Source organism: Erythrobacter litoralis HTCC2594 (assembly GCF_000013005.1).
In the GTDB taxonomy this organism is placed as follows: Bacteria; Pseudomonadota; Alphaproteobacteria; order Sphingomonadales; family Sphingomonadaceae; genus Parerythrobacter; species Parerythrobacter litoralis_A.
The window spans coordinates 720,386-734,781 of sequence record NC_007722.1; the positions used below are offsets into that span (position 1 = coordinate 720,386).

Here is a 14,396-nt window from a genome sequence, read left to right on the forward strand (position 1 = left end):
GGCTGGTTTCCGCAGGATGCAGGGGGTAGCGTCGAACACGATGGCCAAGCTCTATTTCTATTATGCGAGCATGAACGCGGGGAAGAGCTCGACCCTGTTGCAGACGGCCTTCAATTACGGCGAGCGGGGAATGAAGGTATCGCTTTGGACGGCGGCTATCGACGATCGCCCGGGGTTCGGCGCGATCAGCAGCCGGATCGGCCTTGCCAGCGACGCGCACCGGTTTCGTGAAGATACCGACATCCTCGAATTCGTGCTGCGCGAACATGCCGAGGGTCGGGTCGATTGCGTGCTGATCGACGAAGCGCAATTCCTCACCGAACGCCAGGTGTGGCAATGCGCGCAGCTGGCCGACGACGCCAATACGCCGGTCATCTGTTACGGCCTGAGGACGGACTTTCAGGGCAAGCTGTTTCCCGGCTCTGCCGCGTTGCTGGGCATTGCCGACAAGCTCGTGGAATTGAAGGCGATCTGCCACTGCGGCAGAAAGGCGACCATGAACCTGCGCGTCGATGCCGACGGCAAGCCGATCAGCGAAGGCGCGCAGACCGAGATCGGCGGAAACGATCGTTACCTTGCGCTGTGCCGCAAGCATTTCAGCCAGGCGTTGGCGGATTAGCAACGCCATCCCTATCTTCCCGTCATGACCGATACCATCATGCTGGCTGCGATCCTGATCCCGGGATTGATCATCGCCATCGTCTTCCACGAAGTCGCGCACGGCTGGACTGCGCTGATACTGGGCGATCCGACTGCGAAAGAGCAGCGGCGGCTCAGCCTCAACCCGATCCGGCATGTCGATCCGGTCGGCACGCTGCTGGTGCCGGGCTTCCTGCTGGCGGTGGGCGGGCCGGTGTTCGGCTGGGCCAAGCCGGTGCCGGTACTCAAGAACCGGCTCGACAATCCGCGTTTCGGGATGATGGCGGTGGCTGCGGCGGGGCCTGGGACGAACATCGTCCTGGCCTTGATCGCGGCAATCGCGCTCGGCCTGCTGGCACCCGCGCTGACATTGGAGGTCGCGGGCGAGCCGACCCTGATCGCGCAGGCGTTCTTCTATTTCATCCTCATCAATGTCTTCCTTGCCTTTTTCAACCTGCTGCCGATCCCGCCATTCGACGGTTCGCATATTCTCGAAGGTCTGCTGCCGCCGTCGCTGGCGAAGCACTACGATCGGCTGCGACCGATCGGCATGCTGCTGTTCTTCGGACTGATCGCGCTGACGTGGTTCGCACCGGAACTGGGCGTCATCGAAAAGACGGTCGGCCCGCCGGTCGACTGGATGATGCAGCAGTTCCTGGGTCTGGCTTCGGCTATCGCGGCTTAGCCGTCATCCGCCGATATGAGCGATGTATCGCGCCTTGGGATGGCGTTCGACAAGGCGTGCCTGCCATTCCTCGCGCTGCCGGGACGAGACGCAGGCGACGATGCAGCCACCAAAGCCGCCGCCGGTGAGACGCGCACCCGTGGAACCGAGTTCCACGGCGTCGGCCACAAGTGCGTCGATCGGCGGGGTCGACATCTCGAAATCGTCGCGCATGGAAATGTGACTGGCGTTCATCAGCGCGCCGAATACGGCCATGTCGCCGCGGTCGATCGCCTCCCGGGCGGCGATGACGCGCCGATGTTCGGTGGCGCAGTGCCGCGCCCGCCTGCGGATGGTTTCATCGATGCCGGTTGCCGCTTCGATCTCTGACGGGTCGAGTGTGCAGATAGCCTCGCGCCCGAACGCCAGCCGGGCCGCGTCGCATTCTTCCTTGCGTGCCTTGTAGCGGCCGTCGGTCAGCTTGCGGGAATAGCCGGAATGGATCACGATCATGGAATGGCTGTCGGGGAGCGTGACCAGGGAATACTCGAGCGTCGCGGTATCGAGCGCGATGGCCTCGCCAGGTCGGGCGACTGCGACCGCGACCTGGTCCATGATCCCGCACGGCACGCCGATATAATCGTTCTCCACCCGGCGGGCCGCGACCGCGAGATCGAGATCCGGGATATCGCTTTCCGCCGCCTCGCGCGCAGCTTTGAGGATGGCGACGATCAGGGCCGCCGATGACGACAGGCCCGATCCTGCGGGGATGGTCGAGCGGATCGAGAGGCTCGCGCCGCCGTGAAGCAGGCCCAGTGCGTTGGCCTCCCGCACCGCGCCGACCGCCGGGTCGGACCAATGCCCCTGAGCCGCTTCGTCGAGGCTCCGCTCGGCCGATCCGGGATAGCCCCGGGCCGAAACGCCAACGCGCCGGTCCTCGCGAGGGATCAGCGTGGCGGTCAGGCTTACCGACAGCGCCGCAGGCAGCACCATGCCGCCATTGTAGTCGGTATGCTCGCCGATCAGGTTGACCCTGCCCGGTACCGTTGCGGTGAAGGCGGTCATGTCAGACCTCGCGCAGCGCGGCAGCGGCCGCCTCAGGCATGACATCGACCGTCATCACGCCGGTGTGCTGCTCGACCGAGGCCAGATATTTGACGCGGTCCGGTGCCCGGAGCAACGGATAGAACTGCGCCGTCACATGATAACCGTCCGAGCCGCCGCGCGGTGCCGCATGGAGCGCCATCATAGTGGCAGCGGGGCGCTGGAACAGCGCGTCATATCGGCGGGTGATTTCGCCCAGCAGGGCCGCGAAACCCGATTTCTCGGTATCGGTCATGTCGTGAAGCCCTTCGCGGCGAGCTCTCGGGGCGATCCAGACTTCGAAGGGAAAGCGGGCATAGCGGGGGCACCAGGCCGCGACTCCAGCTTGCTCGGCAACGGCATAGAGGGGGAGCGCGCGCTCGATTTCGCCAGCGAGGTCGTAGCCACCGGCAAAAGCATCCACCGCCAATTGCTGGACCTGCGGCATTTTGTGAAAGCCGTAAATCTGGCCGTGGGGGTGGGGCAGCGTCACGCCCACTTCGTCACCGCGATTCTCGAACGGGAGGACATAGTCGCACCCCGCATCGAACAGCGCGCGATAGCGATCTTCCAGCGCCGCCAGCAGCAATTCGCGGCGCTCCTGCCCGATGCTCCAGAGATTGCCTTTTGATTCCGCGCTGTAAACCACCACCTCGCACGCGCCGAGCGCTTGAGCGGTCGCAACGCCTTCGAAATCGGGCGCAGGAGGCGCAGAGGGGTGCAGGCCGGCGAACTTGTTGTCGAAGATCGCGAGTTCGAAATCGGCAAACGGGATCTCGGTCGCCGCGCCGTCGGACAGGGTCGGCGCCAGCGGATCGGCGCTCGCGGCGGGCTTGAAGGTGCGGTTCTGGCGATGCGCAGCGTAGATGTTCCACTCGCGCCGCAACGGGTGGAAACGCAATTCGCCGCCAAGCGCGATGTCGTCGGTCTCTTCGGCCTGCCGCTCAAGCGTATGCGGCAAGTGCCCGTAGAGGCGTAGCATGCGGCCATCCGCTTTGATGACTTCGCGCCGGTGGACCGCGCGGCCCGAAGCGTCGCTGCCGATGGCGGACAGCGCATTGCTCACGCAGGCTCAACCTCGCGGCGGGCGAACCAGGCCGCGACGCGGTTCTGCGCTTCGGAGTCGAGATGTAGGCCGAGCTTGCTCCTCCGCCACAGGACATCTTCTGCGGTGCGAGCAAATTCGCGCTCGACGAGATAATGCAGTTCGGCTTCGAAGAGGCCCGGTGCGACTTCTTCGCCCAGTGCCTGCGTGGAAGCCGCCTCACCCAGTACTTCCGCAACGAGCGAGCCATATGCGCGGCACAGCCGGACAACGGTCGATTGCGGCAGGAACGGGTACCGATCCATCATGCGCACGACGAACGCTTCGAACCCGCCGACCGCTATTTCGCCGCCGGGAAGGGGCTTCTCGGCCGTCCACGATGCCCCTGAAATTTCAAGTTTTTCAAGCGCGTGTTCGGCGAGCTTGCGATAGGTTGTGATCTTGCCGCCGAAGATCGACAGGATCGGCGGCCCGCCGCCCTCATTGTCGAGTTCGAAAACATAGTCGCGCGTGACGGTGGAATTGTCCGCTGCCTGGTCCTCGTACAGGGGGCGCACGCCGGAATAGCTCGAGACGGCTTGCCCTGGACTGACGTCCACGCGGAGATACTCGTTCACCGCATCGCAGATGTAGCGGCTCTCCTCGTCCGAGATGGCGATCGTGTCCGGGTCGCCGGTGAACGCGACATCGGTCGTACCGACGAGCGTGAATTCACGCTCGTACGGAATCGCGAAGACGATCCGGTTATCCTTGTTCTGGAAGATATAGCAGATGTCGTGATCGAATAGCTTCGGGAAGATCAGGTGGCTGCCCTTGACCAGCCGGAGATTGGCATGGTTGCGCCCCGGTTGGGCGAGGCCGAGGACGGCATCGACCCATGGCCCGGCCGAGTTGATCACCACTTTCGCCTGGACGGTCTGCTCCTCGCCGTCGGACGATCGAACGGTCGCAGTCCACACTTCGCCGCCGCGCTCCAAGGCTGTACATTCGGTTCGCGTGCGGACATCCGCTCCGCGCTCGGCTGCACCGACCGCATTGAGAACGACCAGCCGTGAATCTTCTACCCAGCAGTCCGAATATTCGAAGCCTGAGACCAGCCTGTCTTTCAGCACATCGCCGTGCGGGGGCGCGTGCAGATCGATCGTACGGGTCGGCGGCAAAATCTTGCGCCCGCCCAGGTGGTCGTAGAGAAACAGGCCGAGCCGCAGAATCCATTTCGGTCGCAACCCTTCGTCGTGCGGCAGGACGAAGCGCAGCGGCCATACGATATGCGGTGCAATCTGCAGAAGGCGTTCGCGCTCTATGAGAGCTTCGCGAACCAGACGGAATTCGTAATGTTCGAGGTAGCGCAGGCCGCCATGGATCAGTTTGGTACTCGCCGATGACGTGTGCTGGGCGAGGTCGTCTTTCTCAACCAGCAGAACCTTTGCTCCCCGACCGGCCGCGTCCCGGGCAATTCCGGCTCCGTTGATACCACCGCCGATGATCAACAAGTCGTATGGGTTGCTCAACGCTCTTCTTTCAGGTGATAGATCAGGCAGGTGTCTGGCAGCGACTGCGGAAGTTGCAGCCCGTAGTCCATCAGCGCCGATCCCGTAAAGGTCGATATCTCGGCCGCATGGTGTTCCGGCCATTCGATAGCGAGACGATAGCGTCGGTCTCTACCCAGGCCCGCAAAATGCAATCTGGGCGGATGCGGGGCAGGGTGCTGGTCGAGTATCGCAACCTGATAAAGCGCCTCATCGCGATTGGCAGAAACGACGCCGATCGCATTGATATGGCTGGCAGTTTCCAACCGGTAATAATCGCCCGAATGGATCAGCGCGCGATGGGCCTTGTAGAGGTCGATCGCCTTCGCCAGCACCGCGCGGTCGGCGTCGTTCTCTTTCGCAAGGTCCAGTTCCATTCCCATGTGACCGAACACGGCGGTCCCGGCGCGGAAATGCATTGGAAAGCGCCGCCCGGTGATGTGACAGGTCTTCGGACCGACATGGTTGCCGAGCACTTCGAGCGGCAGGAAATAGCCGGCCCCGCGCATGATCGCGTGGCGCGCGCGGGCATCGTTGTTGTCGCTGGTCCAGACGCGGTCGGTTCGTTCGAGCATGGCATAGTCGGCGCGCGCGCCCCCGCTGGAACAGCTTTCGATCACCAGATCGGGATGCGCCTCGCGCAGCCGGTCGAGCAGCAGCTGGATCGCCTTGGCATTGCGATGCGCCGCAGGCCTGCCGTCCGCGCCGCCCGGATGCTGGATGTCGCGGTTCATGTCCCACTTGATGTAGGCGATACCGAGGTCGCTCACGAGACTGTCGATACGCTCGAACAGGTAATCGCGCACCACGGGCAGGGTCATGTCGACCGGTAATTGGTGGCGCGAGGCGATCGGTTCGACCTCATCCATCTCGAGCACCCAATCGGGATGGGCGCGGTAGAGATCGCTGTCGGGATTGACCATCTCGGGCTCGAACCACAGGCCGAATTCCATGCCGAGGCTGCGGACATGATCGGCGAGCGGTTTAAGCCCATCGGGATAGATCGCGTCCGACACGTGCCAGTCGCCGAGCCCTGCGCGGTCGTTGCGCCGCGCGCCGAACCAGCCATCGTCGAGCACGAAGCGTTCGGCACCGACCTCGGCCGCCTGCTTGGCCAGCGCAAACAGCCTCCCGGGCGTTTGGTCGAAATAGACCGCTTCCCACGTATTGTAATGCACCGGTCGGGGAAGGTCGGGCTTTAGGCGATTGGCGCGCAGCCAGCGATGCAGACCGCGGGTCGCCGCGCCGTATCCCTCATCGGAAAAGCTCGCAAGCAACGTCGGCGTGACATAGCTCATGCCCTTGGTGATGGTGATCTCGCCCGGCAGCAGCAATTCGCCAGCCTGAAGCGAGAACGTCTCGTCCGCCAGCCGGTCGAGCCGCAGGCGATGGTTGCCATTCCACGCCAGATGAAAGGCGGCGGCAACGCCATGCCCCTCACCGGTCGTATCGGTGCCGCAGTAGAAGCCGGGATAGCTGTCATGACTGGTCCGCCCGGCGCGATTCTCGCGCAGGAAGGAACCGCGGATCGGCGCAAGCTCTTCGGTCTGGAATTCCCTCGCCCACTTGCCGGTGAAGCTGGTGAGGCGCGAGAAGCGCGGGTCGAGCGGCAGGCACAGCGCGCTGCACCATTCGAGCGCGAAGTCGGTGTCGGTATTGGTCGACAGCGCGGTTGCGAAGTTGGCGACACCGCTTGCCTCGCACAGCGCGATCGAGTGCCCCACCATCAGGCCCGACGGCTCGTCGCGGGTCAGGATCGTGACCTGTCCCGGCGCACTTACTTTCACCCCTGCGACACGCGGATCGAGCGCCCAGTGTTGGCTTCGGGAATGTGCGAGGAGCCCGGGCGGCGAAGGATGGCCGGTTCCGATGCAATTGAGCAGCGAGGGCGCGATCGGCTGTTCGGGGCCTCCCGGTGCATGCTGCCTCGCGGCCAGCGCGACCAGATCTTCGGGCGACGCGCTTTGCAGGTCCGGCCCGGCGTAAACCATTCTTGCGCGCCCGCCCTTCGACGCCGCCAGAACGATCAGCGTGCCGCCTGCGCGCAAGGTCACGAACTCACTGGTGATTTCGACGGTCATATGGCCCTTGCACATCAATCGAGGCCAAGGCCCTATCGGATTTGCACCGCTCCGGCTATCGCGGCGTCGAGGGGAGAATGGGGCGCATGGACAATCTGATCCAGGTCACGGTGTTTGTCGGCCTCATGGCCCTGCTGGCGGCGATGACATGGCGCAAGGTCGCTGCTGCACGCGCGGCAAGCCATGCCTCCGCGGACCGCGAAATCTTCCTCGCGGGCGGGGGTCTGAGCTGGTTCTTCGTTGCCGGGGCGATAACGCTGACCAATCTCTCGACCGACCAGCTGGTGGGCATGAACGGCAACCAGATGCTGCTGTTGGCATGGTGGGAACTGGCCGGGTTCGTCGGACTGCTGCTCCTCGCCTTCGTTTTCGTGCCGATCTACTACCGCAACAATTGCACCACCATCACGCAGTTGCTCGAGCAGCGCTACGAGGGCGGGAGCATCCGCACGGTCATTTCGGGCCTGTTCCTGCTCGGCAACTTCGCGATCTACCTGCCGGCGGTGATCTATTCCGGGGCGCTCTTCATGCAGACGCTGTTCGGAGTCGAAGCCTCTATCGTCACGGTCGCGGCGGTGTTCGCGGTGGTTGGTGCGGCCTACGCCATCCTGGGCGGCCTGCGCGCGGTGGCGGTGCTCGATACCTATGCCGGCGTCGGCATCCTGTTGCTGGCGCTGGTGGTGGTGTTCCTGGCCATGCAGGCGGTCGGTTGGGACATTACCACCGGCGTGCCGGAAGAGCGCCTCACGATGATCGGCTCCCTCGACAGCCCGATCCCCTTCCACACGCTGTTCACCGGCATGCTGTTCATCCAGATCTTCTACTGGTCGACCAATCAGAACATCACGCAGAAAGCGCTCGCCGCGCCCAATGTGAAGGAAGCGCAGAAGGGCGTCGTGGCAGCGGCGATCATCCGCGTGCTGATCGTGCCGCCCATCGTCGTCATTCCCGGCATCGTGGCCTTCAAGCTGTTCGGCGATGTCGATGACCGCGCCTATGCCATGGTGGTCGGCGAAGTCTTGCCGAGCTGGACCAGCGGCATGTTCGCGGCGATGATCGCGGCGGCGGTGCTGACGACCTATTCGGCGGTGATGAACGCGACGATCACGCTGTGGTCGGTCGACTTCCACCGCCGCTTCATCAATCCTGATGTCGACGTCAGGCGCCTCAATCGGTTGGTCGGGGTGCTGGCCATGCTGGTATCGATTGCGCTGGTGCCGATCTATGCGGGTGCTGAGAGCATCATCAACCTGTTGCAGGAATTGAACGGATTGCTGTCGATGCCGATCCTCTCGGCTTTCATCGCCGCGCTGTTGTTCCGCAACATGGATGCCCGCGCAGCCGTGGCCGGGCTGGTCTGGGGCTTTTCGATCTACGCCTTCCACACCTTCTACCTTTACGTGCCCGAAAACTTCGGCGGGGTAAGCTGGTATGCGACAATCGGCCTTCCGTGGGTGCACTATATCGACGTGATGGTATTCGTATTGTTCAGCTCTGTCGCCGTGGCCTTGCTGACCAACTTCATCGTCTTTGGAAACCGCGCGCGGCTTGTATTCTTTGCCGGCGATCCCCAGCCTGAGAAGGCATGAGCGACCTCAAACCCGCCCCCCACGGCTGGATCATCCTCGACAAACCGCGCGGGCTCGGCTCGACGCAGGCGGTGGGGGCGGTGAAGCGAAACTTGCGCGAGGGCGGTTACGCCAAGACCAAGGTGGGGCACGGCGGGACGCTCGATCCCGAAGCCGAAGGGGTGCTGCCGATTGCTTTGGGGGAGGCCACCAAGCTCGCCGGGCGGATGCTCGATGCGTCGAAGATCTACGAATTCACCGTCCAGTTCGGCGAGGAGACCGACACGCTCGATGCCGAGGGCGAAATCACCGCTCGCTCGGATCGCCGACCGCCGATGGCGGCAATCGCAGCGGTGCTGGAGCATTTCACCGGCGAAATCGAGCAAGTCCCGCCCAAATATTCCGCGCTGATGGTCGATGGCAAGCGCGCCTACGACCGGGCGCGGGCTGGCGAAGAGGTGGAACTGAAGACGCGGCGTGTAACCATCTACGATATTTCTTTATCCCGTCATCCCCGCGAAGGCGGGGATCCAGCTAACCTTGGTGACCACGACGAAAGTCAGCTGGACCCCCGCCTTCGCGGGGGTGACGGCGTGGGGTTTTTGGCGGATGCGGACTTAACTTCCACCTTCCAGACCACCAGCGGCCGCCCCGATCCCTACGACCCCGGCGCACCGCTGGAACTGGCCGATGCCATCACGCTGACGGCACATGTCTCGAAGGGCACCTATATCCGCAGTCTGGCACGGGATATCGCGCGGGCCCTTGGAACCGTCGGCCACGTTACCTATCTACGTCGCATCAAGGCGGGGCCCTTCGCTGAATTCCAGGCGATTTCGCTGGACAAACTCAACGAGATCGGTAAGGGCGCGCCACTTCAAGACCTCCTCCTGCCGCTCGAGGCGGGGCTGGACGACATCCCGGCTCTGACACTCGATTCTGACAGCGCGCAGGCGGTCCGCCAGGGCCGGGTCCTGTCAGAGCTGCCCCAGACCGACGGGCTTTACCTTGCGAAGCTGGACGATGTGCCGGTCGCGCTGGTGGAACTCAGCGGTGGTACGGCCAGGGTCGTGCGGGGTTTCAACCTTCCCGATGTCGCTGAGTAAGAGAGAACATACATGTCGGTAGACGCCGAAACGAAAACCAAGATCATCAAGGACAACGCCCGCGACAAGAACGACACGGGCAGCCCGGAAGTCCAGGTCGCGATCCTGACAACGCGGATCAAGAACCTGACCGAGCACTTCAAGGATCACCACAAGGACAATCACTCGCGTCGTGGTCTGCTCCAGATGGTCAACAAGCGTCGCAGCCTGCTCGCCTATCTCAAGAAGAAAGACGTCGAGCGCTACAACGCCCTGATCCAGAAGCTGGGTCTTCGTAAATAAGAGTTTTGGAAGGGCGGCTCCATCGTGGGCCGCCTTTTCGTATATGGAGCCTGCGGCATCCGGTCGCCGGCCCAAGGGGCACACAAAAGCCCCATACCGCACCGGGGCGGCTACCCCGGAACAGTAGGCCCCGCATCGCAATAAGGCCGTGCGGGTCATTTTAGGAAAACACATGTTCGACAAGAAAACCGTATCGATTGAATGGGGCGGAAAAACCCTCACTCTCGAAACCGGCCAGATTGCCCGTCAGGCTGACGGTGCCGTGCTGGCCACCTATGGCGAAACCGTGGTGCTGTGCGCCGTGACCGCCGCCCGGAGCGTCAAGGAAGGGCAGGACTTCTTCCCGCTGACCGTCCACTACCAGGAAAAATTCTCCGCTGCTGGCCGTATCCCCGGCGGCTTCTTCAAGCGCGAAGGCCGCGCGACGGAGAAGGAAACGCTGACCTCGCGCCTGATCGATCGCCCCGTGCGGCCGCTGTTCCCGGAAGGGTTCTACAACGAAATCAACGTGATCGCGCAGGTCCTCAGCTATGACGGCGAAACCGAGCCTGACATTGTCGCGATGATTGCCGCTTCGGCTGCGCTGACGATCTCCGGCCTGCCTTTCATGGGCCCGATCGGCGCCGCGCGCGTCGGCTTCACCAATGACGGCGAATACGTCCTCAACCCGTCCGTCGTCGACGCGCTGGGTGAAGACGGCAATCTCGATCTCGTCGTCGCTGCAACCCAAGACGCGGTGATGATGGTGGAATCCGAAGCCAAGGAACTGACCGAAGAGCAGATGCTCGGCGCCGTCATGTTCGCGCACGAGGAAAGCCGCAAGGTCATCGGTGCGATCATCGATCTGGCCGAACAGGCTGCCAAGGATCCGTGGGAACTCGATCCGGTCGAAGACAAGTCCGCCGCTCTGGAAAAGCTGCGCGGTGTCATCGGCGACGATCTCGCCAAGGCCTACAAGATCACCAACAAGGCTCAGCGTCAGGACGCGGTAAATGCCGCTCGCACCAAGGCGCGCGAGCACTATTCCGATCTCGAAGAGAGCGATCCGGCTGAATACATGGGCCGCCTCAAGCTCGTGAAGAAGCTGGAAAGCGACATCGTGCGCAAGGCGATCCTCAAGGATGGCCAGCGTATCGACGGCCGCAAGACCGACGAAGTCCGCCCGATCGAAGCGATGGTCGGCCTCCTGCCGCGGACGCACGGTTCGGCGCTGTTCACGCGCGGTGAAACGCAGGCAATCTGCACCACCACGCTGGGCACGAAGGACTCCGAGCAGATGATCGACGGGCTGGAAGGCCTTAGCTACAGCAATTTCATGTTGCACTATAACTTCCCGCCCTATTCGGTCGGGGAAGTGGGCCGTTTCGGCTTCACCAGCCGCCGCGAGACCGGCCATGGCAAGCTTGCCTTCCGTGCGCTGCGTCCGGTCCTGCCCGATAACGAGGAATTCCCCTACACCATCCGCGTTCTGTCCGACATCACCGAGTCCAACGGCTCGAGCTCGATGGCGACGGTATGTGGTGGCTCGCTCTCGATGATGGATGCCGGCGTTCCGCTCAAGCGTCCGGTTTCGGGTATTGCGATGGGCCTGATCCTCGAAGGCGATGACTTCACCGTCCTCTCCGACATCCTGGGCGATGAAGATCACCTCGGCGACATGGACTTCAAGGTGGCTGGTTCGGAAGAAGGCATCACCAGCCTCCAGATGGATATCAAGGTGGCCGGCATCACGCAGGAAATCATGACCAAGGCGCTCGAACAGGCGAAGGCCGGTCGTGCGCACATCCTGGGCAAGATGACCGAAGCCCTCGGGTCCTCGCGCGGCGAAGTCTCGAAGCACGCTCCGCGTATCGAGACGATGCAGATCGACAAGTCGAAGATCCGCGATGTCATCGGCACGGGCGGCAAGGTGATCCGCGAGATCGTCGCCGAAACCGGCGCCAAGGTCGACATCGACGACGAGGGCGTGATCAAGATCAGCTCTTCCAACGCCGACGAGATCGAAGCGGCACGCAAGTGGATCGAAGGCATCGTCGAAGAGGCGGAAGTCGGCAAGATCTACAACGGCAAGGTCGTCAACATCGTCGACTTCGGTGCATTCGTGAACTTCATGGGCGGCAAGGACGGTCTCGTCCACGTCAGCGAAATGAAGAACGAGCGCGTCGAGAAGCCGACCGATGTCGTGTCGGAAGGCCAGGAAGTGAAGGTCAAGGTCCTCGAGATCGACCAGCGCGGCAAGGTTCGCCTGTCGATGCGCGTGGTCGACCAGGAAACCGGCGAAGAGCTGGAAGACACCCGCCCGCCACGCGAACCGCGCGGTGATCGTGGCCCGCGTAGCGGCGGTGGCGATCGTCGTGGTGGCCGTGGTGGCCCGCGTCGTGGCGGTGGTGGCGGTGGCGGCGGTGGCCGCGATCGCGGCGGTCGTGACGGCGGCAACGACGGCGGCGGCGAAGCCCATGTGCCGGACTTCCTGAAGGACTGACGTTTCGTGTCGCCCCAGCGCAAGCTGGGGCCTCCGTCCGCCTGGTCGGATCCTGCCGCACCAGATCCCGGCTTTCGCTGGGATGATGGAGAAAGAGAGAACGAAGGGCCGCTCGCAAGGGCGGCCCTTTCCTTTTGCACGTTATCTCGCCAAGGACACTTCGATGCTCGAACGCAAAATCATCGCCACGGCGCGGGTCCCCGACGGGGAGGAACTGCAGCTTGTCAGCCACGGGCGCGATTTCATGATCGTGTTCCAGCGCAACGAGCTGATGAGCACCCGGATGCAGTATTCGGAGGAACAGCTGGCCGAGCAGACGATGGACCGGCTGGGCGGGAACGAGCCGCGCATGCTGATCGGCGGCTATGGCATGGGCTTCACCCTGCGCGCCGCGCTCGCCCGTATGGGGCCGAAGGGCGAAGCGGTCGTGGCCGAGCTGGTGCCCGAAATCGTCGAATGGGCGAGGGGGCCGATGGCGGAACTGACCGGTGACTGCCTCGAAGATCCGCGGCTCGACCTGAAGCTGTGCGATGTCGCGGCGCTGATCGACGATGCCGTGGACGGCACCTGCGAGCCTTTCGATGCCATCCTGCTCGATGTCGACAATGGTCCGGACGGAATCGTGCGCGAAGAGAACAATCGCCTCTATTCACGCACCGGCCTCGCCAGGGCGCGCGATGCGATGAAGCCGGACGGGGTTCTGGCGATCTGGTCGGCCGCCCCCGATCCGGCATTCCGCAAGCGCCTGAAAGACGTGCGTTTCGATGTCGAGGAGCGCTTCTTCCGCGCTCGCCCCAACAACAAGGGCCCGCGCCATACGATCTGGTTTGCGCGCAAGCCACGCCAGGCCCGATAGTCCGCAACGAGCCGCCTCGAGCGCGTTGCTCCGCTCCGCTCCGCCTCAGAAACCGTAGATCAGCGTGAAGCGCGTCAGCGTATCGGTCTTGATGGCGCCCGGCGGCGGATCGGTATCGTGCTCGACCGTGTAGGAAATTCGCGCCTTGATCGCGTCGGTGAGGCCCGCTTCCAGCCCCGTGGTTGCGATGAAAGTCGAATTGTCGCTCTGCACGAAAGCGCTCGCATCCTGCGTGAAGGCGATGGTGTCGGCGATCTGCCAGTCGAAATCGGCTGCCAGGAGCCCGGCGATCCGCGTGGAGCTGGTGCCATTGGTGCGCTCGGTGCGCCGCCAGGCCGGACCGGCTTTCACCTCGAGGTTCATGCTTTCGTTCTCGATCACACGGTATCCGAGCCCTCCGGAAGCAGAATAGCGCGCCGAGAAGCCCTGGAACCGGTCACGCTCGTATTGCGCGAGCGCATAGGCATAGAGATCGCCGCTGAGGTCGTAATTGACTTCGTAGGCGGCGAGAAACTGCTCGCGCGTGGTGATCCCGTTGCTGCGCTGGTAATCGACCAGTCCGCGCAGCTTATGCCGCCAGTCGATGCCCAAGCGCGCCAGTTTCAGCCCTGCGGTGATGCCGGTGTTGGAGCTGTTGCCGGTCGAGCGAAACGCCCCGATCTGGCCTTCGCCGGTCCAGTTGTCGAACAGGCCCGCCTCGCGAATGGCTTCCTCTTCGGCGGCGGCTTCCTCTGCGGCGAGTGCCTGTTGCTGCGAGGCGAATTGCGCGGCGATGGCATCGAGCTCCGCTGCATCTTCGGGATGCACTTCGCGCGCCAGATCGATCACCGTGGCGACCTTGTCCGGGTCGCCCTTGGCGATCGCAGCCTCGATCATCGCCCGGGTGCTGTCGGGCAGTTCCGCCAGCGCAGGCGTTGCGGTAAGGCCCGCCGCGAGCGGCAGGAGGGTACGTGTCCAGGACATCGGATAATCCTTCTTTGCCTGCCCCCTAGAGGAGGGACGGGGCGCGGATCAAGGGACGGGGCGCCGCTGCGCAGTGATGACCCGCGCAGGGGGCGTTG

Annotated in this window: 12 protein-coding genes; 7 read left to right on the top strand and 5 right to left on the bottom strand. The window is 63.6% G+C overall.

Annotated elements, in window-relative coordinates; all coding sequences use genetic code 11:
* Positions 1-40 precede the first annotated feature (40 nt).
* Positions 41-619 (top strand): thymidine kinase, encoded by a 579-nt coding sequence (locus tag EL2594_RS03440; protein ID WP_011413666.1) that lies wholly within the window; start codon positions 41-43, stop codon positions 617-619.
* Between the two features lie 24 nt (positions 620-643).
* Positions 644-1,324 carry a site-2 protease family protein gene (locus EL2594_RS03445; RefSeq protein ID WP_011413667.1) on the top strand — a complete coding sequence of 227 codons (681 nt, stop codon included), beginning with the start codon at positions 644-646 and terminating at the stop codon, positions 1,322-1,324.
* Positions 1,325-1,327: 3 nt separating this feature from the next.
* On the opposite strand, the gene galK is transcribed toward EL2594_RS03445, so the two are convergent.
* From galK to EL2594_RS03465, 4 genes are read right to left on the bottom strand one after another with little or no spacing between them, the layout of a single operon-like run.
* Positions 1,328-2,368, bottom strand: coding sequence for a galactokinase (gene galK, locus EL2594_RS03450; protein WP_011413668.1), 1,041 nt, complete (start codon positions 2,366-2,368; stop codon positions 1,328-1,330).
* Between the two features lies 1 nt (position 2,369).
* On the bottom strand, positions 2,370-3,452 hold the full coding sequence (locus EL2594_RS03455; protein ID WP_011413669.1) for a galactose-1-phosphate uridylyltransferase: 1,083 nt from the start codon (positions 3,450-3,452) through the stop codon (positions 2,370-2,372).
* A complete protein-coding gene (gene glpD / locus EL2594_RS03460; protein ID WP_011413670.1) occupies positions 3,449-4,942 on the bottom strand; it encodes a glycerol-3-phosphate dehydrogenase in 1,494 nt (497 codons plus the stop codon). The genes EL2594_RS03455 and glpD overlap by 4 nt, the downstream gene beginning before the upstream one ends.
* Positions 4,939-7,041 (bottom strand): alpha-galactosidase, encoded by a 2,103-nt coding sequence (locus EL2594_RS03465; RefSeq protein WP_041685038.1) that lies wholly within the window; start codon positions 7,039-7,041, stop codon positions 4,939-4,941. Before EL2594_RS03465 ends, glpD begins: the two co-directional genes overlap by 4 nt.
* 86 nt (positions 7,042-7,127) lie before the next feature.
* Here EL2594_RS03465 and EL2594_RS03470 point away from each other — a divergent pair, with 86 nt between their 5' ends.
* From EL2594_RS03470 to EL2594_RS03490, 5 genes are all read left to right on the top strand, one after another.
* Positions 7,128-8,630, top strand: a complete 1,503-nt coding sequence (locus tag EL2594_RS03470; protein WP_011413672.1) for a sodium:solute symporter family transporter — start codon at positions 7,128-7,130, stop codon at positions 8,628-8,630.
* Positions 8,627-9,715 (top strand): tRNA pseudouridine(55) synthase TruB, encoded by a 1,089-nt coding sequence (truB, locus tag EL2594_RS03475; RefSeq protein WP_011413673.1) that lies wholly within the window; start codon positions 8,627-8,629, stop codon positions 9,713-9,715. Before EL2594_RS03470 ends, truB begins: the two co-directional genes overlap by 4 nt.
* 12 nt (positions 9,716-9,727) lie before the next feature.
* On the top strand, positions 9,728-9,997 hold the full coding sequence (gene rpsO / locus EL2594_RS03480; protein WP_011413674.1) for a 30S ribosomal protein S15: 270 nt from the start codon (positions 9,728-9,730) through the stop codon (positions 9,995-9,997).
* A 172-nt stretch (positions 9,998-10,169) separates the two neighbouring features.
* Positions 10,170-12,479, top strand: a complete 2,310-nt coding sequence (pnp, locus tag EL2594_RS03485; RefSeq protein ID WP_011413675.1) for a polyribonucleotide nucleotidyltransferase — start codon at positions 10,170-10,172, stop codon at positions 12,477-12,479.
* A gap of 163 nt (positions 12,480-12,642) precedes the next feature.
* Positions 12,643-13,335 (top strand): spermidine synthase, encoded by a 693-nt coding sequence (locus tag EL2594_RS03490; protein ID WP_041685635.1) that lies wholly within the window; start codon positions 12,643-12,645, stop codon positions 13,333-13,335.
* A 45-nt stretch (positions 13,336-13,380) separates the two neighbouring features.
* Here the strand turns inward: EL2594_RS03490 and EL2594_RS03495 are convergent, their stop codons facing one another.
* The gene (locus EL2594_RS03495; protein WP_011413677.1) at positions 13,381-14,298 is read right to left on the bottom strand and encodes a DUF481 domain-containing protein; all 918 of its coding nucleotides are present in this window, start codon (positions 14,296-14,298) and stop codon (positions 13,381-13,383) included.
* Positions 14,299-14,396: the final 98 nt, after the last annotated feature.